The following is a 21,090-nucleotide window of genomic DNA, read 5'->3' on the forward strand; positions in this document are numbered from 1 at the left end:
CGGAGCCCGGTGCATCCGTCTCCCGGGAGACCCTTCGACGGGAGGAGGGCTCAGCGCGGGCGCTCGTCGCGGTCGGAGGGTCCGGCATCCGCGGACCCGGTGCCGGTCGGCTCGGTGCCGGTCGGCTCGGCGTCCTCGGCGTCGCCCGCGATCGGCTCGGCATCGTCTGCGGCCTGCGCGGTGTCCCTCTGCTCGTCCCCTCCGGACGGGTCCGCGTCGGACCCGCCGTCCGAGGATCCGTCGTGCGCGGGCCCGGCCTCCGCCGGATCCTCGGTGCCGGTCGGGACACCGGCCTCCTTCGCCTCCGCGGCCTCGATCATCTGCCGCATACCCGCCATGCCGCGGCGGAGGGCCGGGATCAGTCCGCTCGCGAGGACGCCGAGCACGAGCGCCGTCGCCCCGGCCGTGATCCCCAGCAGCGGCCAGATCAGCTCGCGGACCTGCGGTCCCAGGTGCGCGAGCCGGCCGTCGCCGATCCCGCCGGTCGCGAGGCCCGCCGCGAGCAGCACCCCGAGCACGACCACGACCGGGTAGGAGAAGAAGGCGAGGAGCCGTTCGCGCAGCGGCTCCCCCGCCATGTCCCGGGCCAGGCGCACCGCGCCCAGGCCGACGGCGAGCGCCGGCAGCGCCATGAGGGCGAGCAGGCCCGCGGGTGCCCGTCCCGGCTCGGGCAGCGCTCCCAGCAGCGGCACGAGCGGCATCACCCCGGTGTCGAACCCGCCGAGCGACAGGGCCGTGCCGGTGCCGAGCGTGACCGAGCCGCCCAGCAGCACCACGAGCGCCCAGACGGCTGCGAGCGGCAGCAGCGCCAGCTGCAGCAGGGTGAGCACGATCCCTCCCCCGATGCCCGGTTCGAGCTGCGCGAACAGGTTCGCGACCGCGCTGAGGCGCAGGCAGATCATCGCGACCACGGCCAGCAGCCCCAGTCCGCCCAGGCTCAGCAGCGCGATGAGGCCCGCCCGTGCGATGGCGTCGAAGGGCCGGGGGAACAGGTCGACGATCCGGACCGGGGCAGTGCCGTCGGAGCCGTCGCGACGCACCGCGAGGGCGAGCCCCCCGAGCCCGCCGAGCGTCGCCACGAGCGCCCCGGAGACCACGGCGCTCGGCACGACGGGCGCCATCTCGGTGCTGCGGCCGAGCGCGGCCAGCAGCCCCAGCCCTCCCGCGTACACCGCGATCTGGGCGCCGAGCGCCGCGGCCGCATCGCGCACGGCGCGGGTCCGCAGGCTGCCCGAGGCCTCCACCAGCTCGAGGCGGCGCCCCACGCGACGCATCCCGCCGCAGGTCAGCGCGATGAACACGAGCATCAGGCCGAGCGGGGTGAGGGTGAAGGCGCCGCTGATCACGCCGGTGTCGAGCACCGAGCTCCCGCCATGGCCGATGACCAGGACGTTCAGGGCGATGAGCACGGCCTCGAGCACGCCCATGCTCGAACGGGTCGCGGCGAGCTGACCGATCAGCGCGGGCACGACCACGACCGCCAGCGCGCTGCCGAGGGCGAGGAGGCCGGCGACGGCACCGGTCATCACCGGCGTGAGGGTGCGGTGGCGAAGGCTGCTCACGGGCGTCACGTCCTGGTCGGGAGATCGGGGAAGGCGGGGAGGTCTCCGCGGCCGCGACCCGGGTCCCGGTCCCGGCGAGGCCGCGTCCATCGTCGCACCCGGCCCCGCCCGCGGCGGGGAGGCCGAGCTGTGGGCTGCGCCGCGCGGCCCGTCCTCCGCCCGGATTCGTGGCGCATAATGACGGGGATGTCCACGATCGAGCTCACCTCCGTCCCCGGCGCACGCGAGGTCGCGCTGTCCGTGCGCACCGTCCGGCTCGACGACCCGGTCGACCTCGTCCAGCGCATCCCCACGGCCGCGAGCGCCGTCTGGCTGCACCACGGCCAGGGCATGGTCGCGCTCGGGGAGGCGGTGCGGGTCCGCACCGCGGGACCCGACCGCTTCACCCGCGCGAACGCGATCCTGCGGGAGCTCGCGGAGCATGCGGTGGTCGAGGATGAGGTGCTCGTGCGCGGCAGCGGGCTGCTCGCCTTCGGCTCCTTCTCCTACGGCGACTCCTCGCCGCGGCCCTCGCAGCTGCTGATCCCCCGGCTCGTGCTGGGGAGCGTCGACGGCGATGCCTTCCTCACCCGCATCCGCATCGGCGCCCCGGCGGAGGACCCGTCGGCGCCGGAGGAGGAGATGCCCGATTGGAGGGGCCTGTTCGCGACCGTCCCGCTCGCGCCGCCCGTGCCCTTCGAGCTCGATCCCGATCATGCCCCCGAGGAGTATCAGCGCCTGGTCGCGCGCGCGGTCGCGCACGTCCGCGCCGGCGACGCCCGGAAGATCGTGCTGTCGGAATCCTCCACCGCCCGCACCCGGACCCCCGTCGACACGGCGAGCCTGCTGCGCCGGCTTGCCGCCCGCTACCCCTCGACCTGGGTGTATCGGGTCTCCGATGTGATCGGGGCGAGCCCGGAGATGCTCGCGCAGACCGAGAACGGCCGCGTCTTCAGCCGCGTCCTGGCCGGCTCGCGGCCGGTCGCCGAGGGCGAGGAGCTGCCGGAGCAGGACCGGCAGGCCTTCCGCACGGATGCGAAGGAGGTCGAGGAGCACCGGTTCGCGATCGACTCCGTCACCGAGCGCCTGGCGGGCCTTGCCGGGGAGCTGACCGCCTCCCCCGAGCCCTTCGTCCTGCGCCTGCCCGGGATCGAGCATCTGGCCTCCGACGTCTCAGCCCGCCTGCATCCGGGCGTGACCAGTCTCGACGTCGCGGCGCGGCTGCATCCCTCCGCGGCCGTCTCCGGAACTCCGCGGGAGGCGGCCGATGCGCTGATCGGCCAGCTCGAGCCCCGCGACCGCGGCGGCTACGCCTCGCCGGTCGGCTGGATGACCGCCGACGGCGACGGGCAGTGGGCGATCGCCCTGCGGATGGCGCATCTGGTGGACCCGTGCACCGTCCGGGTCCAGGCCGGCGGCGGGCTCGTGGCCGCCTCCGACCCGGTCACCGAGCATGCCGAGGTCCTCGCGAAGTACCGGCCGATGCTCTCCGCGCTCCGCGGAGTCTGATCGGGGGAGCTCCGGCCGGAGGACCCGCGAGGAACGAGCGGGCCCGCAGGACGGTGCGACCCCGATCGGACCATGGGCACAGTCTGAGCAGGAGAGCTCCGGCCGGAGGACCCGCGAGGAACGAGCGGGCCCGCAGGACGGTGCGACCCCGATCGGACCATGGGCACAGTCTGAGGGATCTCAGGCGGCCGCGCCCAGGACGACCTGAGTCTCGAGCTCCTCGCCGTCCCGCAGGAAGCGGACCGGGTAGCTCTCCCCCACCACGAGGCCGCGCACCACGCCGGTGAGCGCCGCGGCTCCGCCGACCGGCACCCCGTCGATCTCCGTGATGAGATCGCCCTCGCGCAGCCCCGCATCCGCCGCGGCGGAGCCGGGCTCGACCGAGACGACCTTCGAGCCCGTCGAGGTCACGCCGTCCATCGTGGCGGAGCCGTCCTGGGTCGTCACGCCGAGGAAGGCGTGCTGGGCGCTGCCGTGCTCGATCAGCTGGTCCGCGATCAGCTTCGCCGTGTTCGAGGGGATCGCGAAGCCGAGCCCGATGCTCCCGGCCGTCCCCGACTCCTCGGTCGCGAGACCGGCGATCGAGGAGTTGATGCCGATCACCTGGCCGGAGGCGTTCACGAGCGGGCCCCCGGAGTTGCCGGGGTTGATCGCCGCGTCGGTCTGCAGGGCCGAGGTGTAGGTGGCGTCGGCGCTCGTCTGCTCGCTGCTGCGTCCGGGCATGCCGGGCAGCTGCTCCTGCTCCCGGTTCTGCTCCCCGGCGGTGGTCACGGGTCGGTTGACGGCGGAGATGATGCCGGTGGTGACCGTGTTCTCGAGGCCCAGCGGCGTGCCCACGGCCATGACGCCCTCGCCGACGGCCACGTCCTCCGAATCGCCCAGCTGGGCGGGCTGCAGGTCGTCGGGCGGGGAGTCCAGGCGGATCACGGCGATGTCGGTCGAGGGGTCGGTGCCGACGATGCTCGCGGCATGGATGCTGCCGTCCGTCAGCGCGACCTGGATCTGCGTCCCACCGGCGACCACGTGGTTGTTGGTGATGATCGTGCCGTCGGCGGCATAGATGACGCCCGTTCCCTCGGCGGTGCCGGAGGAGTTCGCGACCGTGATCGCGACGGTGCTCGGGGACACGGCGGCCGCGACGGCCTCCCAGTCGGGCCCGCCGCGCGTGCTCGAGACGGGCACGGCCGCGGTCTCCTGGTCGGTGCGGGAGGAGGCCACAGGACCGGGGACGGCGGGATCGGGGCTCAGCAGGGAGTCGTAGGCGATGACGCCGCCGAGGGTCGCCCCGGAGCTGAGGACCGCGCCGGCCAGGACGAGACCGACCACGCCCGCCCAGCCGGGTCCGCGACGCGCGGCGGGTGCGGGTGCGGGTGAGGGTGAGGGACGATCGTCCGGGCCTCCGGGGGCGGCCGGCGGCGCTCCCGGCGAGGACGCGGGGAGCGGCGTCGCGGGCTGCTGCGGCCGGTCCGGATCCGCCGAGGACCAGGGGGCGGCCGGCTCCTCCGGGCGGGGCCCGGGGCCGGTGGGGGCATCGTCTGGGTTCCACATGCCGGTCATCACACCACCGGATCCCCAGCGTCCGATGCGATCCCGCTGTGCCTCTGCTGTGCGACGAGGACGCGGCGCCGGCCGAGGTCCTCCGCGAGCGCGGCGGGCAGCTCCTCGGGGGCGACGGCGCGGCTGCGGACGCCGAGGGCGCGGGCGGCTCCGGCGATGTCCGCGCCGTGCGGGGTCGTGAAGAAGCGGCGCAGCAGGGCGGGCGGGGCGGCGGCGTGCTCGAGGCCCGTGAAGATCCGTCCCCCCTCGTCGTCGACGACGATCACGTCGAGCGCGGGCTCCTCCTCCTCGGGGCCGATGAGCAGCCCAGTCAGGTCGTGCAGCGCCGTGAGGTCGCCCAGCAGCAGGCGCACCCGGCCGGGTGCGCCGCGGCGGGCGAGCGCGCAGCCGCTCGCGGTCGAGATCATCCCGTCGATCCCGGCGAGGCCCCGGTTGGCGATCACCGTGCCCCGCATCGGGCCGGCATGCTGCTCGAGGTCCCGCACGAGGCTCGAGGAGCCCAGCACGAGCACGTCCTGCTCCCGGGTCGCCTCCCAGACGGCGAGCGCGGCCCGGGTCTGCCAGGGGAGCTCCGCCGGGGCGGGAGCCGCGAGCGCGCGGGCGGCCTCGTGCCAGGCGGCGAGGTAGGCGCCGTCCTCCGCCGCGGGGTCGGGGCTGCTCTCCGCGGCGCGGATCGCGGGCACCACGAGCCCCGCGCGACGGGCGGCATCGGCCCAGCGATCGGTCGCATCGACGACGACGACCTCGACGTCGTCCGCGCCGAGGAGGGCGCCGACCACGGGACGGGACAGGGTCGGGTGCCCCATCACGACCGCCTGCCGCGGGCGCAGCGGATGAGCGGGGTCGGCCATCACCCGGTCGAGCAGGGCGGGATAGCCGGGCACGAGGCAGTCGCCCTCGCGGGCTCCGGAGCTGGGCTCGGCCAGGAGAGGGAGCCGATGCGCCGCGGCGAGCTCCCGGGCCGCCGGTCCCGCTCCGTCGCCCGCGACGACCACGGTGCGCTCGGGCAGCGGCACCGGGACCGGCTCCGGGGCGGGCGCGGGCGGGCGGCGGGAGAGGACGATCCGCTCGTGCTCCTCGGCATCCTGCGACGGGACGGAGCCTCCGCGGGGGACGAGCGGGTCGCGGAAGCCGAGGTTCACGTGGACCGGGCCCGCATCGGGGCCGGTCGCGATCGCGAGGGCGCGGGCTAGCGTGCTCGCGGCGGTGCGCAGCGCGAGCGGGCTCGCACATCCGCGGTCGGGCGCCGGCAGGTCCGCCCGGAAGCGGACCGCCTCCCCGTACAGGTCGTCCTGCCGGGTGGTCTGGTTCGCCCCGGTGCCGCGCAGCTCCGCGGGCCGGTCCGCGGTGAGCACGAGCAGCGGGACGCGGGAGTGATGCGCCTCCAGGACGGCGGCGTGCAGATGCGCGGTCGCCGTGCCGGAGGTGGTCACGACGACCCCGGGGTGCGCGGGATCCGCCCGGGAGATGCCGAGCGCGGTGAAGGCGGCGGCCCTCTCGTCGATCCGCACGTGTGCGCGGATCCCGGCGGCGACCTGCGGATCGGCGAGGGCGTAGACGAGCGGGGCGGAGCGGGATCCCGGCGACAGCACCACCTCGCGCACGCCCAGGGCCGCGAGCGTCCGCCAGATGACGACGGCCTCGTCGACGGCGCCGGATCCGGTGGGAGCGGGCGCCTCCACCCGGGACGGACCCGGGATCCCGGGCGCTGCGGCTGCGGGCGCCGCAGGCGCGGGGATCGGAGGCGCAGGGATCGGAGGCGCAGGATTCCGGGGCGCTGAGCTCATGCTCACCAGGGTAGGACCTGGGCGGACGGGGGCTCCCCGGCCCCTGGGCCGAGGAGCCGGTCGGAGCACTCCTCGAGCCGCTCCTGCCAGGCGCGGGCCCGCCCGGCGGTCGCGGCCGCCGTCTCGAGGCGCTCCTCGTCGACCTCGGGCCGCTCGGCCGGGATGCTGCCCTCCCGGGACCGCAGGGTCCTCGCCGTCACATCGGCCGTGAGCAGGGAGGCGGTCGCGAGGCCGCAGGCGTGCGGCAGCTGCGGGAGAGCAGCCGCCAGGCCGAGGCCCGCGCTGATGCCGACGCTGGTCTCGAGGGCGCTGGAGACCACCACGGGCAGCCCCGCCCGCTCGGCGAGCTCGAGGCAGCGCCGCACCCCGCCGAGCGGCTGGACCTTCATGACCAGCAGGTCCGCGGCACCTGCCCGTGCCACCCGCAGCGGGTCCTCGGCGCGGCGGACCAGCTCGTCCGCGGCGAGCGGGACCTGCACGCGGCGTCGCAGGGCGGCGAGGTCCTCGAGGGACGCGACCGGCTGCTCGGCGTACTCGAGGCCGCCCGCGGCCCGGTCCAGCACGGGGATCGCCGCGATCGCCTGCTCGAGGGACCAGGCGGCGTTGGCGTCGATGCGGATCCGGCCCGCAGGGCCCAGCGCCTCGCGGACCGCCTCGAGGCGCTCGGCGTCCGCGGCGAGGCTCGAGCCCGGATCGGCGACCTTGACCTTCGCCGTGCCCGCACCGATCGTGCGGGCGATCTCCCGTGCCTGCGCGGGAGCCACCACGGGGATCGTCGCGTTCACCGGGATCCGCGCGCGCCGGGCCGCGGGCCGCGGGAGGGTCGCGTCCTCGAGGGCGCAGGCGAGCCAGGCCGCGGACTCGGCCGCGTCGTAGTCCCAGAAGGGCGAGAACTCCGCCCAGCCCTCCGGGCCGCGCAGCAGCACCCCGTCGCGCACCGTGATCCGGCGGAAGCGGGTCGTCATCGGAATCGACCAGACCCGGGCCTCCTCGATGCCGCGCTCGCGCAGCGCGGCCGGGACGACCAGGCGGGAGGAGCGGGGCTCGGCGGCGGGGGACGTCACCGTTCCAGGGTACGGGCGCGTCGCCTGCCCTGCGCCAGCACGATCACGGCACGATCACGGCGGGCCTGCGGGGCGGGGCCCGCCCCGGCGTCACGACGTAGGCTGAGCCCATGCGCGAGATCCAGCAGGCCATCATCGAGGAGATGGGCGTCAGGCCCGTCATCGACCCCGCCCAGGAGGTCCGCGACCGCGTCGCGTTCCTCATCGACTATCTCGAGGCGACCGGCTGCGGCGGCTACGTCCTGGGCATCTCCGGCGGCGTCGACTCCACCCTCGCCGGCCGCCTGGCCCAGCTCGCGATCGAGGAGCTCGCCTCCCGCGGCGTGGAGAAGGAGTTCCTCGCCGTCCGCCTGCCCTATGCCGTGCAGCGGGACGAGGCCGATGCGCAGGCCGCGATGGACTGGATCGCCGCGAGGACCGAGCGGACCATCGACATCGCCCCCGCGACCGATGCGCTCGCGGCCCAGGTCTCCGAGGCCCAGGGCTCGCCGATCCGCGACTTCGACAAGGGCAACGTGAAGGCGCGCATGCGCATGGTCGCCCAGTACGCCCTCGCCGGCGGGCAGAACCTGCTCGTTGTGGGCACCGACCACGCCGCCGAGTCGACGACCGGCTTCTTCACCAAGTTCGGGGACGGCGGGGCCGATGTGCTGCCGCTGTTCGGCCTGGACAAGCGGCAGATCCGCGCCCTGCTGCAGCACCTGGGCGCCCCCGAGCCGCTGTGGGCGAAGATGCCCACCGCGGATCTGCTGGACGGCGTCCCGGGCCGCGCGGACGAGGACGAGCTGGGCATCTCCTACGACCACATCGACGACTATCTCGAGGGCCGCGAGATCCCGGAGGAGGTCGCCGCGGCGCTCGAGCGGCGGCATCGGCTCTCGCGGCACAAGCGCACCACCCCGGTGAGCATCCTCGACTCCTGGTGGAGGAGCTGAGGATGCGCGGCATGCCCGCGGACCTGCCCGCACCCGTCTCAACCGGCTTCGACCCGTCGCGCTGGCGGGACATCGGCGAGACGGAGCTGGGCGGCCCCGCCTTCACCGACATCACCTACCACCGGGCCGTGGACCGCTCCGATCCGGCCGCCGCCACGGACCTGCCCTGCGTGCGGATCGCCTTCGACCGGCCCGAGGTCCGCAACGCCTTCCGCCCCGCCACCGTGGACGAGCTGTACCGCGCCCTGGACCACGCGCGCCTCGACCCCGGGGTCGGCGTGATCCTGCTGACCGGCAACGGTCCCTCGCCCAAGGACGGCGGTCACGCCTTCTGCTCCGGCGGGGACCAGCGCATCCGCGGCCGCGGCGGCTACGAGTACGCCGAGGCCGAGGACTCCGCCGCCGCCCGCGCCGGCCATGCCGGACGCCTGCACATCCTCGAGGTGCAGCGGCTGATCCGCACCATGGGCAAGGTCGTCATCGCCGTCGTGAACGGCTGGGCCGCCGGCGGCGGGCACTCCCTCCACGTGGTCGCGGACCTGTCGATCGCCTCCGCCGAGCACGCCCGGTTCAAGCAGACCGATGCGGATGTGGGCTCCTTCGACGGCGGCTACGGCTCCGCCTATCTCGCGAGGCAGGTGGGGCAGAAGCGTGCTCGGGAGATCTTCTTCCTCGCCGAGGAGTACTCGGCCCAGGACGCCTTCGACTGGGGCGCCGTCAACCGGGTCGTCCCGCATGCGCGGCTCGAGGAGGAGGCCCTCGCGATGGCCGCCACCATCGCGACCAAGTCGCCGCAGGCGATCCGCATGCTCAAGTTCGCCTTCAACCTGGCCGACGACGGGCTCATGGGCCAGCAGGTCTTCGCCGGGGAGGCGACGCGCCTGGCCTACATGACCGATGAGGCCGTCGAGGGCCGCGACGCCTTCCTCGAGCGCCGCGCCCCCGACTGGTCGGCCTTCCCGCACCCGCAGGGATGAGCGGTCCCGTCCGCTGGCTGCGGCCCCGACCCTTCGACGGCTCCTCCGCCTCGTTCGCGGAGCACACGGAGGCGATCGGCCGCATCATGGCCCGGCCGACCGACGGACCGCCGGAGCGGCTGTGGCTGGGCCCCTTCGAGCCGCCCGAGCAGCTGCCCCCGCGGCTCGAGCGGACCGTCCTCGTCGTGCCGACCTCCGGCTCCACCGGGGCCGCGAAGGCCGTCGCCCTCGACCGGGAGGCGCTGCTCGCCTCCCAGGACGCGACCGCCGCCCTGCTCGGCGGACCGGCCGGCGCTCTGTCCGGGCACGGCTTCTGGCTCCCGCTGCTGCCGCCCACCCATATCGCCGGCATCCAGGTGATCGCCCGCGCCCATCGGACCGCGCAGCTGCGGGATCTGGCCGCCGCCGCGCTCCCGGACCCGCTGCCGGATCTCTCGACCGGCTTCGGCACCGAGATGTTCCGCCGCGCGGCCCGCACCGCCCTCGTGCGCGCCGAGGCGGCCGGGCTCCCGGCTCTGACGTCCCTCGTGCCCACCCAGCTGGTGAGGATCCTCGCCGATGCCGAGGCGACGGCTCTGCTGGCCCGTTTCGCGGGCGTGCTCGTGGGCGGCGCCGCGACGGCGCCGGCGGATCTGACCGCCGCCCGGGCGGCCGGGGTCGCGGTGCGCACCACCTACGGTTCCTCCGAGACGGCGGGCGGCTGCGTCTACGACGGCGTCCCGCTGCCGGGGGTGCACCTCCTCCTCGAGGACGGGGAGGCGGGGACGGGCCGGCTGCGGATCTCCTCGCCGACCCTCGCGCTCGGCTACCTGCGCCGGGACGGCACGGCCGAGGACGGCGGCGCCTTCTCCCCCGCCTCCTCGGAGCCGGACCGCTGCCCCAGCTTCCTCACGAGCGACCTCGCCCGGCTCGAGGACGGCCGCCTGCGGATCCTCGGCCGCGCCGATGACGTGATCATCACCGGCGGCCGCAAGGTCCTTCCCCAGGACGTGGAGGCCGCGATCCTCGCCCACCCCGCGCTCGCGCGGCAGGTGCAGGCCGTGGTGGTGGTCGGCGTCCCCGACGCCGAATGGGGACAGCGGATCACCGCGCTGGTCGTGCCTCATCCCGTCACGAGTCGGGACGGTGCAGGCCACGACGGCACGGGCCAGGAGGACAGGGGCCAGGAGAACAGGGGCCGGGAGGACACGGTCCGAGACGACACGGCATCGGCGGTCGACGCCGGAGCCGCCGTCCCCTCGGCCGTGCTCGCCGCGCGCCTGCGCACCGCCCTCCGCGACGGGCCCCTCCCGGCCCACGCGGTCCCCAAGGCCGTCCTCGCCGTCGCCGCGCTGCCCCTCCTGGGCATCGGTAAGATCGACCGGGCCGCCGCGCGCCGCATCGCCGAGGCAGCCCTCCCCCTCCCGTCCTGAGGGGCCCCGCCGTCGAAAGGTCTGTCCGTGGCCACGCTCCAGCAATGGGTCCAGGGCTCGCGCCCGCGCACCCTCCCCGCCGCCTTCGCCCCGGTCGCCGCCGGCACGGGCGCCGCGATCCATCTGACCGGGCTGTACTGGGAGCACGTGGTGCCCCGGTCCCTGCTCGCGCTCGCGGTCGCCCTGTCCCTGCAGGTCGGCGTGAACTTCGCGAACGACTACTCCGATGGCATCCGCGGCACCGACGACGAGCGCGTGGGCCCCTTCCGCCTGGTCGGCTCCGGGGCGGCGTCCCCGCGGACGGTCAAGCGAGCCGCGTTCCTGGCTCTGGGGCTGGGCGGACTGCTCGGGATCGTGCTCGTGGCGCTCTCCGGGATCTGGTGGATGCTGCTGGCCGGGGCCGCCGCGATCCTCGCCGCCTGGTTCTACACGGGCGGGAAGCGGCCCTACGGGTATCTCGGACTGGGCGAGGTGTTCGTGTTCGTGTTCTTCGGCCTCGTCGCCGTGTGCGGCACGAGCTACGCGATCACCGGCGAGCTGACCGGCCTGTCCGTGCTGATCGCCTGTGCGATCGGCCTGCTCGCGGTGGCGATCATGCTCACCAACAACCTGCGCGACATCCCCACCGACCGCGAGTCGGGCAAGACGACCCTGGCGGTGCGGCTGGGCGATCGCCGTACCCGGATCCTCTTCGCCGCGGTCACGCTCGCGCCCTTCGTGCTGCTCGTACCGGTCATGGTGCAGGTGCCGTGGACGGCGCTCGTGCTGCTCGCGCTGCCGCTCGCGATCCTGCCCGCGCGCGTCGTGCTGCGCGGCGCCTCCGGGGCCGGCCTCATCCCGGTGCTGGGCGCGGCGGGACGCCTCGAGCTGATCTTCTCAATCCTGCTGCTGCTCGGCTTCGTCCTCGGCTCCGCGGCCTGAGGCCCCGGCTCCGCCATCCGAGGCCTCGGCCCCGCCGTCTGGACGATCCGGCCCGGTGCCGTGCCGGGGGCGGGGAGCCCCCTGCCGGGGCACCATGCTCGCGGACGCCGGACCGTGCTCGGCGGAGCCCCGATGCTCGGCCTCGTCGACGAGGGCGTCCTCCTCGGCGGCGTCGGCCTCGGACTCGGGGACCTGCTCGGCCCGACGGGCGCGGCGTGCCTCATCGGCCGCCTGCCAGCGCAGCGCCGCACCGTTGCGGGAACGGCCCAGGAACAGGATCGACAGCAGCATCGTGATCAGCGCCGCGAACGCGCCGGCCAGCAGGTAGTGCATGCCGCCCAGGTAGATGAGCAGCAGCCATACGGCGGCGAACATGCCCAGGCGCAGCACCGAGTACAGGAGGAGGTCTCGCATCCTCCCAGGGTATCGGGGGCCCCTGGAAGCCCGCCCCGCAGCAGGAGCAGCAAGGGCGCAGCGCCCCGCCCGAGCCCGCCCGGAGGCCGATCCCGCCGTGACCTGTCCCTCAGCGCGCTCCCCGGGGAAGCATGCACAATCGAGCCATGAACCTCGTCCCCTCCCAGCTGTCTGCGAACGCCGTCGACGCCGTCCGCGCCCTCGCCGGTCCGGAGGCCGACGCCCTCGACGTCGATGCGATGCTCAAGCAGATCCAGCGCACCTTCGTCTCCTTCCGCCTCGAGTACAAGTTCGGGCTGGACGAGGTGAGCACGAAGGTCGCGATCCTGCGCGAGCAGTTCGACCAGACGGAGGACCACTCCCCCATCGAGCACGTGAAGACGCGGCTGAAGTCGATCGACTCGATGCTCGAGAAGACCGTGCGCCGCGGCTGCGAGCCGAGCCTCGAGTCGATCCGCGCGAACATCCTCGACATCGCGGGGATGCGGGTGACCTGCCCGTACGTCGAGGACGTCTACCTGGTCGCGGGGGCGCTGCGTCGCCAGGAGGACCTCACGATCCTGCAGGTCAAGGACTACATCGCAGATCCCAAGCCCAACGGGTACCGCTCGCTGCACCTCGTGGTCGCCGTTCCGGTGTATCTCGCCGACCGCACCCTCCAGGTGCCGGTCGAGGTCCAGATCCGCACGATCGCGATGGACTTCTGGGCCAGCGCCGAGCACGAGCTGCGCTACAAGTTCGCCGGCGAGGTGCCCGAGGAGCTCTCCCGCACCATGGGCGAGATCGCGCTCACCGCGCGGAACCTGGACGAGCAGATGACGGGTCTGCGCACCGCCCTCGCCCCGCATGCCGGGCGCGCGTCCGGCCCCTCCTGACCGTCTCCGGCTGCGGAGCCCCTCGCCCTCGTGGCGGGACCGGCATCCGGACCGCGCTCTCATCCCGGACGCCTACACTCGGGGCATGCCTCGCGTGCTCATCGCCCTCGTCTCCATCGGCCTGTCGATCTTCGCCCTCGCGGACTGCATCCAGACCGAGGACGAGAACGTGCGCGGCATCCCGAAGTGGGCGTGGATCGTGCTGATCGTGCTGATCCCGTGGGTGGGTCCGATCACCTGGCTGCTCGTGGGCAAGGACCGCTCCAGCGCCTCCGGGTCGAAGGGGCTCGCCGGGGCTTTCGGCCCCCGTGGTGCGGACGGGAACGGCGGCGCGCGTCGCGGTCGGCCCCTCGCCCCCGACGAGGATCCCGAGTTCCTGCGCAAGCTCGACGAGGACATCCGTCGCGAGCGCCGGGAGCGCGAGCAGCGGTCCCGGCGCGAGGACGGCGGCGGCGATCCCGCCCCCGGCTCTTCCCCCGCTCCCTGACCCCTTCTCTCCCGACCCAGACCGCCCCGTCCAGCCTCCCGGCGCCGTCCCCCGCCACCCGGTCCCGGCCAATCGCCGCCCTGACGATATGAGCCTGGCGAACCGAGATCCGCAGATCTCGGCTCGCCAGGCTCATGTGCTCGGGCCCGCGCGAGGGATGGTGGCCGAGACGGGGATGGGCAGGGCCGAGGGAAGGGTCAGGTCAGAGCCCCGAGTACGAGTGCAGGCCGTTGATGACCGTGTTGACGATCGTGTAGTTGAAGATCACGCAGAGGAAGCCGGCGAGGGCGAACCAGGCGGCCTTGCCGCCGCGGAACCCGCGGGTCGCGCGGGCATGCAGATAGCAGGCGTAGACGACCCAGGTGATGAAGGTCCACACCTCCTTGGGGTCCCAGTTCCAGAAGCGCCCCCAGGCCTGGCTGGCCCAGATCGCGCCGAAGATGAGCGTGAAGGTCCAGCCCACGAAGGCGATCGCGTGGATCCGATAGCTGAGGCCCTCGAGCTGCTTCGCGCTGGGCAGGCGCTCCAGGACGGCCCCGGCACGGCCCCATACGTGCAGGTCGCCGCCGTCCGCGGCGCGCCGCGCGAGGAGGGTCTCGTGCCGGCCCTGGAGCAGCTGCAGGATCGCGATGAGCGCGCCCAGGGCGAACATGCCCGTGGACAGGATCGCGATCACGACGTGGATGACCAGCCAGTGGGAGTTCTGCAGGCTGGGGGTGGTCTCCGCGGCGGGGACGATCCAGAACGTCTGGGCGATCAGCATGACCACGAGAGCGGGCAGCAGCACGAAGGTGCCCAGCAGCCGCAGATCCCTGCGGCGCACGGAGATCGCGAGGAACAGCAGCACGAGCACCGCGGCGCCGCTCATGGAGAACTCGTACATGTTGGCCCACGGGACGCGCCCGGTGATGACGCCGCGCAGCACCATGCCGGATCCGTGCAGGAGCACCGCCACGACCGTCATGGCGTAGGCGAAGCCCCGGGCTCCGACGGTGCGGGGCGGGGTCGGCTGCGAGAGCGGTCCGCCGGATGGCGCACCCGTCCCGGTCGCGTCCGACGCGGCACCGGCGATCACGGCTCCTGCGCCGGAACCGCCCGCGACGGCGCCGACGGAGGCCAGCTGCATCGCTGCACCCTCCTGCTCCTTCCGCGCCAGCCGTTCATCGCTGCTCCGCTGGGTGGCGGCGGCGAGGTCGGCGGAGAAGCCGATCAGGCCCAGCACATAGACCACGATCGACACCACGATCAGGAGGTTCGAGACCTCGGCCAGCTGCTCGTTCACGGGTTCTTCTCCTGTGCATCGGGGTGCGCCGCCGGCGGCGGCGCGGTGTCGGCGAGACGCTCCGCGAGATCGCGGATGTCCTCCTCCAGGCGGGGATCGTCGCTGCGGGCGAGACCGGCCACCTCCAGGATCGCACCATCGGCCCCGGGCGTCACCCGCACCCACACGCGCCGGCGCGGCACGAAGAGGGACAGGATCAGGCCGGCCGTCGCGGACAACGCCATGACCAGGGTGAACGTCTGGAAGGGGTCGTGCTTGATATCGAAGGCGGCGTAGCGGCGCACCCCGTCGAAGGAGATCGTGGAGCCGTCCTCGAGCGCGTACTCCTGCCCCGGATAGAGACGGATCAGCACGGGAGCGCCGTCCTCGCCGGCGACCGCCTGCAGGCGGCCCACGTCGATCTGATAGGCGTTCTGGGGCACGCCGTCGTCCAGACCCAGGTCGCCCGTGTACACGGTCATCGCGAGCTGCGGGTCGATCAGCGCCGGGAACTGCGAGTGAGGCCCGTTCTCGTCGATCACGCCGGTCGGCAGGAAATAGCCGACGACCGCCATCTGCTCCGGCTTCGCATCGGGCATCTTCAGCACGAGCGAGGAGGTGTAGCCCATGTCGCCGCTCGGGATCGTGATGATCGGGCCCTCGGCGACGACCGCGCCGGTGCTGTCGCGCACGGTGATCTCCGGGGCGTAGCCGTTGCCGAGGAGGTAGATGTTCGCGCCCGGGACCGACAGCGGCTGGTTGACGCGGACGGTGCGCGGCTGGGTCTCCTCGCCCGGGGAGGTCACGGAGATGTCCGCCTCGAAGCTCGTGGGCTGGCCGAACTGGTGCTCGTTCTGCGCGGTCGAGTACTCGGCGCGGAACTCGTCGAGGGTGAAGCGGAACTCGGGCAGGTCCTCCCGGTCGACCCAGGGACCGGAGTCGAAGGAGTCGTACTGGGTCAGCGAGTTGGAGAACCCCTCCCCCTCGATGACCGTGATCTGCCCATGGGAAGAGGTCAGGTGCCCGCCGGCGACGCCGATGAGCACGCCCAGCAGGGCGGCGTGGAAGAGGAGGTTCCCGGTCTCCCGCAGGTAGCCCCGCTCGCTGCTGACGGAGCGGGAGCCCTTCTGCTCCTGGAGGACGGTCCGGTAGCGGCGGCGGCGCAGGATGCGGCGGGCCTGCTCGAGGAGCGCCTCCGGATCGGCCCCGGGGAGCTCGCGGCGCGTATGGCCGACGAAGCGGGTCAGGCGCGACGGGGTGCGCGGCGGCTGCTCGCGCAGATGCCGCAGGTGCACCAGCAGACGCGGGATCACGCAGCCGATGAGGGAGATGAACAGCAGCAGATAGATCGCGCTGAACCACGGCGAGGAGTACACGTCGAACATGCCGAGCGCATCGAGGATCTTCCCCGAGGTGCCGTGCTCCTCGAGGTACGCGGCGGTGTCGCTCGCGTTGACGTTCCGCTGCGGGTACAGCGACCCGGGGACGGCGGCGACCGCGAGCAGGAGCAGCAGGACGAGCGCCGTCTGCATGCTGGTGAGCTGCCGCCACAGGAACAGCAGCGTGCCGCGCAGGCCCAGGCGCGGCAGGACGGGCGCGCCTCCCGGCCCGTCCGGGGACGGCGCGGCGGGCGCGCTCCCGGTCCTCGGTGTCCTCGCCATCAGACCACCGGCTCGAATCCGGCGAGGGCGACCTGCAGGGAGGACATCCACACGGTCCACTGGCCGGTCATGAGCAGAACTCCGATCGCGATGAGCAGGGCGCCGCTGACGAGGCCGATGCCGCGGCGGTGCCGGGAGAGGACGCGGCTCGCGCCGAGCGCCTTCTGGAACAGCAGGGCGAACAGCACGAAGGGGATGCCCAGCCCGAGCGAGTAGGCCAGCGCCAGGATCGCGCCGCGCAGGGCGGAGCCGCCGTCGAGGCTGAGGGCGACCACGGCCGCATAGGTGGGGCCGATGCAGGGCGTCCAGGAGAGCCCGAAGACCATCCCCATCAGCGGGGCCCCCCACAGCCCGGCATCGGGCCGTCGCGCGAGGCGCCGCTCCCCGCTCAGGGAGGGGAAGAGGCCGAGGAAGACGAGGCCCATGAGGATCACGAGGGCTCCGCTGATCCGGTTGACCCAGACCTGGTGCCCCTGCAGCAGGTAGCCGAGCGCGCCGACGAAGCCGCCGAGCACCATGAAGACCGCTGCGAACCCGGCGACGAACAGGAGGCTGCCCAGCAGCATGCGGCGTGCGGGAGGCGCGGCCCCGGCCGGCCGGGGCCCGGCGACCGCGCCGAGGCGTCCCGTGCCCCCACCGGCGGGGGCGGCGCTCTGGGCGCCGAGGCCGGAGACGTACCCCAGGTAGCCCGGGACGACCGGGAGCACGCAGGGAGAGAGGAAGGCGACCAGGCCCGCGGCGGCGGCGACGGCGACGGCGACCCACAGCGAGCCGCCCGTCACGGCGGCGCTGAAGGCCTGCCCGATCTCGCTGAAGCTCATCCGGCGAGCACCGTGTCGATCATGGCGCGCAGCACGGAGGGATCCGCCGCGCCGGAGATGCGAGCGGCGACCCGGCCCTCGGGATCGACCACGAGGGTCGAGGGCACGGCGTTCGGGGCGACCTGTCCCCGCAGCGCGTACATGATCTCCGCGGACAGATCCGGGATCGAGGGGTAGGGGATCTGGTAGGTGTCCTCGAACGCGCGGGCGGGCCCGGCCTCGTCGCGCACGTTGATGCCCAGGAATCGCACGCCCTTCTCGGCGTACTCCTCCGCGATGGCCCTGAGGTCCGGGGCCTCGGCACGGCAGGGCGGGCAGGAGGCGTACCAGATGTTCAGGACGAGGACGTTCCCGCGCGCATCGGCGCTCGCGAACGCCTCGCCGTCGTAGGTGGTTCCGGAGAAGTCGAGGGGCTCGCCGCGGTCGGCCGCGGGGATCTCCGCGGTCGTGCCGTTGCCGGAGACGTATCCGGCGTCCTCGTCGCCGCCCTGGTAGCGGCCCGAGACGTCGGAGGAGCCGCAGGCGGCCAGTAGGGTCGCGCCGGCGAGGGCGCCGGCCGCGGCGAGGGCGGCCCGGCGGCTGGGGAGCCCGCGGGAGGACCGCGTCTGCGAGGGCGTCATACGAGCTTTCCTCCGGTGGCGTCGAGAGCGCCGGCGGCGAGGTCCCCGGCAGGTTCGGCGTAGCTGACGCCGCGCAGGCGCGCATCGTCGAAATGCAGGCTCGTCACGGAGCACAGGGAGCATTCACGCCGCCCGGGGTGATGCCACAGCGGCCTGCCCTCGGCGCTGCGGCGGGTCAGCCAGATGGGCAGCTGGTGCAGCACGAGGACCGCCTCGTGGCCCTCCGCCTGCGCACGGGCGTCCTGGACGGCGGCGATCACGCGGGCGGCCTGCTCGGCGTACGGCTCGCCCCAGGAGGGGCGGAAGGGGTTCACGAAGCGACGCCAGTTGCGAGGGTCGGTGAAGCGCGCGGACCCGTGGCCCATGCGCTGGCCCTCGAAGACGTTCCCGGATTCGATGAGCCGCTGATCGGCGGCGACCTCGAGGCCGTGGGCGGCGGCGATGGGCGCGGCGGTCTGCTGCGCGCGCAGCAGCGGGGAGGCGCGCACGAGGGTGACGTCGGCGCCTGCGAGGTGCTCGCCGACGCGGGCCGCCATCTGCTGGCCGCGCTCGCTCAGCCGATAGCCGGGCAGGCGCCCGTAGAGGATCTTCTCCGGGTTGTGGACCTCGCCGTGGCGGACCAGGTGAACGGTCGTCGTGCTCATGCGCCTGCGATCCTTCCTGCACCTCGCACGGGGCCCTGCAGCCCTCGCCGGCCCTCGGGCCGAGGACCGGCTCACGGTACCAATCCAACCTCCGAATCCTCCGGGCTCGTGCCCAGGCTCACGGGCGCGCCATCGGGCAGGGTGCGGGCGAGGATCCGGCCCAGCTCGAGCAGGTCGTCGTGTCCGATGACGTCGAGCAGGTGCTCGCGCACGGAGGCCACGTGGACGGGCGCGGCGCGCACGAGCAGCGCGCTGCCCTCCTCGGTCAGCTGGGCCTCGCGCCCGCGCCCGTCGGCCACGCAGCGGACCCGCGCGAGGATGCCGCGCTTCTCGAGGCGGGCGACCGTATGGGTGAGGCGGCTGCGGGAGTGCACGACCTGGTCGGCGAGGTCCGACATGCGCATCCGGCGATCGGGGGCCTCGGACAGCCGCACCAGGATCTCGTACTCCCCCATCGTGAGGTCGATGTCCGGCGCCTGTTCGAGGGCGGCGCCCAGCCTGCCCTGCAGCAGGTTCACGCCGTACAGGAAGCTGCGCCAAGCCTCCTGCTCCTCGGTGCTGAGCCAGCGCGGCTCCACCGACCTGCCATCCGTCGACTCCATCGTGTTCTCCCTCACACATGCCATGTTCCGGCTCGGACCCTTGCATCCGACCCACTTTTAGTTTAGCTTTCAAGCATCGACCTGGCGAGCCGAAGGGCCCGCCGCGCCGCGCACATCACGCAACCGCACTCATCACGCAGGAGCACCATCATGACCGCATTCACCGGCCTCACCCCCGGAACCTGGACCCTCGACGCGAGCCACACCGCCGCCGGCTTCACCGTCCGCCACGCCGGGATCTCCAAGGTCCGCGGCTCGTTCAGCGAGGTCGAGGGCACCCTCGTCGTCAGCGCGGACGCCACGGATCTCGCCGTCGACGCGACCCTCCGGACGGCATCGATCACCACCGGCAACACCGACCGCGACAACCACCTGCGCTCCGGCGACTTCTTCGACGCCGAGGCCTTCCCGGAGATCCGCTTCGTCTCCACCGCGATCAACGGCGACGAGGTCGTGGGCGACCTGACGATCCGCGGCACCACCCGCTCCGTGACGCTGAGCTTCTCCTACGAGGGCGCCGCGACCGATCCCTTCGGCGTCTACCGCGCGGGCTTCACCGCCGAGACCCGGATCTCCCGCAAGGACTTCGGCCTCACCTGGAACGCCGCCCTCGAGGCCGGCGGCGTGCTGGTCTCCGACGAGGTCCGCATCTCGATCGAGGCCGAGTTCGTGGCCCCCGCCGCGTCCTGATCGGACGCCCTCCCACCGACCTCCGGACGGCCCCGGGACGCCTCGCGCGTCCCGGGGCCGTCGCCGTCCCGGGGCGGCGATACGCTTCACCGGTGACCTCCTCGACTCCTGCCGCCCCCTCCTCCGACGCCCGCATCCTGTACCTGACGCGGGAGGGCTGCCACCTGTGCGAGGTGGCCCTGCCGCTGGTCCGCGCGGAGGCGGTCCGCGCCGGAGCCGAGCTCGAGGTGCGCGACATCGACGAGGATCCCGCGCTCGTGCGGGACTGGAACGATGACGTCCCGGTCGTCTTCGTCGACGGGCAGCTCCACGCCCGCTACGAGGTCGACCCCGCACGGCTGCGCGCCTGCCTCGCCCCGCTCCCGTGGTGGCGGCGCCTCCTGCCCCGGCGCTGACCGGCACCGGGCCTCGCCCCTCGTCCCCTCCACGCCGACATCCCCGCCTCCTGCCGCGGGTCCCCCGACTCCTATCGCAGGTCCTCCGCCTCCTGCCGCGAGTCCCCCGGCTCCGACCGGATCGGCCCGGATGCACGAAGCCCCCGGTCGGCGGTGCCGGTCCGGGGGCTCGAGGTCACTTCTTGTTGCGACGCTGGTGGCGCGTCTTGCGAAGCAGCTTGCGGTGCTTCTTCTTCGACATGCGCTTGCGACGCTTCTTGATGACAGAACCCATCGATGCCTCAGTTCTGCAGGCACGGGCCTGCGGGTGGTGCTGGTTGATCGGATGCACGCGACGGAGAGTCCGTGCCACAGTCAGCGCCCTATTTTACACGGCCGCGCTGATGGCTCGGACCCCGCGTGCCGCATGCCACGTCGAGGTCGGCGTCCACGGCTGCCGCCCGGGCGAGCATCGCCTCGACCGGCTCGCGCACGAGCTCCGTCCCGACCGCCCGGACCCGGCGGGCCAGCAGACGCCGGGCACGGCGGCGATGCGCCGCCCCGACGAGCGCCGCGACCCCGGTGCCGGCGGCCGAGAGCAGCAGCCCCGCCGCCACGCCGAGCACGATCAGCGCGGTCGGCAGCGGCACGGGCACCGGCAGGTCCTCCAGCATCGGCACCGGCAGGGCCGGCAGCCCCAGGAAGGCGAGCCCCGCGTTCGCGGCCAGCCAGCCCAGCCCCACGACCCAGGTCGCGAGCGCGAGCCACTGCAGGGCCCCGAGCACCGGCCACCACCACGCACGGCCGCGCGCCCGCAGATCCGCGCCCGCCACCGCCTGGTCCAGCGCCGCGGGCAGCTCCTCCTCCCGGGACCGGGCCGCCCCGCGCACCGCGGAGCGCCACGGATCGCTGCCCCCGCGTGAGGAGGCGTCGGCCAG

At 74.0% G+C, this 21,090-nt stretch carries 21 protein-coding genes and 1 pseudogene; 9 read left to right on the plus strand and 13 right to left on the minus strand.

The genetic code is table 11. The annotated features are described in order from the left end of the window. Positions 1-50 precede the first annotated feature (50 nt). A complete protein-coding gene (locus ACFFF6_RS17840; protein ID WP_376982849.1) occupies positions 51-1,562 on the minus strand; it encodes a cell division protein PerM in 1,512 nt (503 codons plus the stop codon). Positions 1,563-1,748: 186 nt separating this feature from the next. Between ACFFF6_RS17840 and ACFFF6_RS17845 the strand changes: the two genes are divergently transcribed. Then, positions 1,749-3,050, plus strand: a complete 1,302-nt coding sequence (locus ACFFF6_RS17845; RefSeq protein WP_376982850.1) for an isochorismate synthase — start codon at positions 1,749-1,751, stop codon at positions 3,048-3,050. Between the two features lie 180 nt (positions 3,051-3,230). On the opposite strand, the gene ACFFF6_RS17850 is transcribed toward ACFFF6_RS17845, so the two are convergent. From ACFFF6_RS17850 to ACFFF6_RS17860, 3 genes are all read right to left on the minus strand, one after another. Next, positions 3,231-4,376, minus strand: a complete 1,146-nt coding sequence (locus tag ACFFF6_RS17850) for a S1C family serine protease (protein WP_376982851.1) — start codon at positions 4,374-4,376, stop codon at positions 3,231-3,233. A gap of 230 nt (positions 4,377-4,606) precedes the next feature. Then, a complete protein-coding gene (gene menD, locus ACFFF6_RS17855; RefSeq protein ID WP_376982852.1) occupies positions 4,607-6,394 on the minus strand; it encodes a 2-succinyl-5-enolpyruvyl-6-hydroxy-3-cyclohexene-1-carboxylic-acid synthase in 1,788 nt (595 codons plus the stop codon). Positions 6,395-6,396: 2 nt separating this feature from the next. After that, positions 6,397-7,422, minus strand: a complete 1,026-nt coding sequence (locus ACFFF6_RS17860; RefSeq protein ID WP_376982871.1) for an o-succinylbenzoate synthase — start codon at positions 7,420-7,422, stop codon at positions 6,397-6,399. A gap of 146 nt (positions 7,423-7,568) precedes the next feature. Between ACFFF6_RS17860 and nadE the strand changes: the two genes are divergently transcribed. From nadE to ACFFF6_RS17880, 4 genes are read left to right on the plus strand one after another with little or no spacing between them, the layout of a single operon-like run. Continuing rightward, positions 7,569-8,393: an NAD(+) synthase gene (gene nadE, locus ACFFF6_RS17865; protein ID WP_376982853.1), complete on the plus strand. Its 825-nt coding sequence runs from the start codon at positions 7,569-7,571 to the stop codon at positions 8,391-8,393. Between the two features lie 11 nt (positions 8,394-8,404). Continuing rightward, positions 8,405-9,370: a 1,4-dihydroxy-2-naphthoyl-CoA synthase gene (locus tag ACFFF6_RS17870; RefSeq protein WP_376982854.1), complete on the plus strand. Its 966-nt coding sequence runs from the start codon at positions 8,405-8,407 to the stop codon at positions 9,368-9,370. Further along, on the plus strand, positions 9,367-10,782 hold the full coding sequence (locus ACFFF6_RS17875) for an AMP-binding enzyme (protein WP_376982855.1): 1,416 nt from the start codon (positions 9,367-9,369) through the stop codon (positions 10,780-10,782). The genes ACFFF6_RS17870 and ACFFF6_RS17875 overlap by 4 nt, the downstream gene beginning before the upstream one ends. 27 nt (positions 10,783-10,809) lie before the next feature. Continuing rightward, complete coding sequence (locus ACFFF6_RS17880) at positions 10,810-11,703, plus strand: 1,4-dihydroxy-2-naphthoate polyprenyltransferase (RefSeq protein ID WP_376982856.1); 894 nt, start codon at positions 10,810-10,812, stop codon at positions 11,701-11,703. Here the strand turns inward: ACFFF6_RS17880 and ACFFF6_RS17885 are convergent. Further along, complete coding sequence (locus tag ACFFF6_RS17885) at positions 11,659-12,117, minus strand: DUF4229 domain-containing protein (RefSeq protein WP_376982857.1); 459 nt, start codon at positions 12,115-12,117, stop codon at positions 11,659-11,661. The two genes, ACFFF6_RS17880 and ACFFF6_RS17885, sit on opposite strands and share 45 nt — an antisense overlap. 146 nt (positions 12,118-12,263) lie before the next feature. Between ACFFF6_RS17885 and ACFFF6_RS17890 the strand changes: the two genes are divergently transcribed. Then, positions 12,264-12,992, plus strand: a complete 729-nt coding sequence (locus ACFFF6_RS17890) for a GTP pyrophosphokinase (RefSeq protein ID WP_376982858.1) — start codon at positions 12,264-12,266, stop codon at positions 12,990-12,992. An 85-nt stretch (positions 12,993-13,077) separates the two neighbouring features. Next, entirely contained in the window at positions 13,078-13,479 is a 402-nt protein-coding gene (locus ACFFF6_RS17895; RefSeq protein ID WP_376982859.1) for a PLD nuclease N-terminal domain-containing protein, read from the plus strand. A gap of 202 nt (positions 13,480-13,681) precedes the next feature. On the opposite strand, the gene ccsB is transcribed toward ACFFF6_RS17895, so the two are convergent. From ccsB to ACFFF6_RS17925, 6 genes are all read right to left on the minus strand, one after another. Continuing rightward, positions 13,682-14,761, minus strand: a complete 1,080-nt coding sequence (gene ccsB / locus ACFFF6_RS17900; RefSeq protein ID WP_376982860.1) for a c-type cytochrome biogenesis protein CcsB — start codon at positions 14,759-14,761, stop codon at positions 13,682-13,684. After that, positions 14,758-16,401, minus strand: a complete 1,644-nt coding sequence (resB, locus tag ACFFF6_RS17905) for a cytochrome c biogenesis protein ResB (protein WP_376982861.1) — start codon at positions 16,399-16,401, stop codon at positions 14,758-14,760. The genes ccsB and resB overlap by 4 nt, the downstream gene beginning before the upstream one ends. Then, on the minus strand, positions 16,401-17,222 hold the full coding sequence (locus ACFFF6_RS17910) for a cytochrome c biogenesis CcdA family protein (protein ID WP_376982862.1): 822 nt from the start codon (positions 17,220-17,222) through the stop codon (positions 16,401-16,403). The genes resB and ACFFF6_RS17910 overlap by 1 nt, the downstream gene beginning before the upstream one ends. Beyond that, positions 17,219-17,842, minus strand: coding sequence for a TlpA family protein disulfide reductase (locus ACFFF6_RS17915; RefSeq protein ID WP_376982863.1), 624 nt, complete (start codon positions 17,840-17,842; stop codon positions 17,219-17,221). The genes ACFFF6_RS17910 and ACFFF6_RS17915 overlap by 4 nt, the downstream gene beginning before the upstream one ends. Further along, positions 17,839-18,486 (minus strand): histidine phosphatase family protein, encoded by a 648-nt coding sequence (locus ACFFF6_RS17920; RefSeq protein ID WP_376982864.1) that lies wholly within the window; start codon positions 18,484-18,486, stop codon positions 17,839-17,841. The genes ACFFF6_RS17915 and ACFFF6_RS17920 overlap by 4 nt, the downstream gene beginning before the upstream one ends. A 71-nt stretch (positions 18,487-18,557) precedes the next feature. After that, positions 18,558-19,088: a MarR family winged helix-turn-helix transcriptional regulator gene (locus tag ACFFF6_RS17925; RefSeq protein WP_376982865.1), complete on the minus strand. Its 531-nt coding sequence runs from the start codon at positions 19,086-19,088 to the stop codon at positions 18,558-18,560. A gap of 150 nt (positions 19,089-19,238) precedes the next feature. On the opposite strand from ACFFF6_RS17925, the gene ACFFF6_RS17930 reads away from it, so the two are divergent. Both ACFFF6_RS17930 and ACFFF6_RS17935 read left to right on the plus strand, forming a co-directional pair. Next, the gene (locus tag ACFFF6_RS17930) at positions 19,239-19,778 is read left to right on the plus strand and encodes a YceI family protein (protein WP_376982866.1); all 540 of its coding nucleotides are present in this window, start codon (positions 19,239-19,241) and stop codon (positions 19,776-19,778) included. A 92-nt stretch (positions 19,779-19,870) separates the two neighbouring features. Continuing rightward, on the plus strand, positions 19,871-20,173 hold the full coding sequence (locus tag ACFFF6_RS17935) for a glutaredoxin family protein (protein ID WP_376982868.1): 303 nt from the start codon (positions 19,871-19,873) through the stop codon (positions 20,171-20,173). Positions 20,174-20,348: 175 nt separating this feature from the next. Here ACFFF6_RS17935 and ACFFF6_RS17940 read toward each other — a convergent pair whose 3' ends face one another. Continuing rightward, on the minus strand, positions 20,349-20,447 hold the full coding sequence (locus ACFFF6_RS17940; protein WP_005504750.1) for a 30S ribosomal protein bS22: 99 nt from the start codon (positions 20,445-20,447) through the stop codon (positions 20,349-20,351). An 88-nt stretch (positions 20,448-20,535) separates the two neighbouring features. Next, a pseudogene (locus ACFFF6_RS17945) lies at positions 20,536-21,090 on the minus strand (hypothetical protein); the annotation flags it as partial.

Source organism: Brachybacterium hainanense (assembly GCF_042434575.1).
GTDB lineage: Bacteria > Actinomycetota > Actinomycetes > Actinomycetales > Dermabacteraceae > Brachybacterium > Brachybacterium hainanense.

What these genes read in the sequence shown, in the direction of transcription:
- ACFFF6_RS17910 (WP_376982862.1), bottom strand. Translation starts at nt 17,222, where the DNA reads ATGAGCTTCAGCGAGATCGGGCAGGCCTTCAGCGCCGCCGTGACGGGC.
- nadE (WP_376982853.1), top strand. Translation starts at nt 7,569, where the DNA reads ATGCGCGAGATCCAGCAGGCCATCATCGAGGAGATGGGCGTCAGGCCC.
- ACFFF6_RS17920 (WP_376982864.1), bottom strand. Translation starts at nt 18,486, where the DNA reads ATGAGCACGACGACCGTTCACCTGGTCCGCCACGGCGAGGTCCACAAC.
- ACFFF6_RS17885 (WP_376982857.1), bottom strand. Translation starts at nt 12,117, where the DNA reads ATGCGAGACCTCCTCCTGTACTCGGTGCTGCGCCTGGGCATGTTCGCC.
- ACFFF6_RS17940 (WP_005504750.1), bottom strand. Translation starts at nt 20,447, where the DNA reads ATGGGTTCTGTCATCAAGAAGCGTCGCAAGCGCATGTCGAAGAAGAAG.
- ACFFF6_RS17930 (WP_376982866.1), top strand. Translation starts at nt 19,239, where the DNA reads ATGACCGCATTCACCGGCCTCACCCCCGGAACCTGGACCCTCGACGCG.
- resB (WP_376982861.1), bottom strand. Translation starts at nt 16,401, where the DNA reads ATGGCGAGGACACCGAGGACCGGGAGCGCGCCCGCCGCGCCGTCCCCG.
- menD (WP_376982852.1), bottom strand. Translation starts at nt 6,394, where the DNA reads ATGAGCTCAGCGCCCCGGAATCCTGCGCCTCCGATCCCTGCGCCTCCG.
- ACFFF6_RS17915 (WP_376982863.1), bottom strand. Translation starts at nt 17,842, where the DNA reads ATGACGCCCTCGCAGACGCGGTCCTCCCGCGGGCTCCCCAGCCGCCGG.
- ACFFF6_RS17925 (WP_376982865.1), bottom strand. Translation starts at nt 19,088, where the DNA reads ATGGAGTCGACGGATGGCAGGTCGGTGGAGCCGCGCTGGCTCAGCACC.
- ACFFF6_RS17895 (WP_376982859.1), top strand. Translation starts at nt 13,078, where the DNA reads ATGCCTCGCGTGCTCATCGCCCTCGTCTCCATCGGCCTGTCGATCTTC.
- ACFFF6_RS17870 (WP_376982854.1), top strand. Translation starts at nt 8,405, where the DNA reads ATGCCCGCGGACCTGCCCGCACCCGTCTCAACCGGCTTCGACCCGTCG.
- ACFFF6_RS17890 (WP_376982858.1), top strand. Translation starts at nt 12,264, where the DNA reads ATGAACCTCGTCCCCTCCCAGCTGTCTGCGAACGCCGTCGACGCCGTC.
- ACFFF6_RS17845 (WP_376982850.1), top strand. Translation starts at nt 1,749, where the DNA reads ATGTCCACGATCGAGCTCACCTCCGTCCCCGGCGCACGCGAGGTCGCG.
- ACFFF6_RS17875 (WP_376982855.1), top strand. Translation starts at nt 9,367, where the DNA reads ATGAGCGGTCCCGTCCGCTGGCTGCGGCCCCGACCCTTCGACGGCTCC.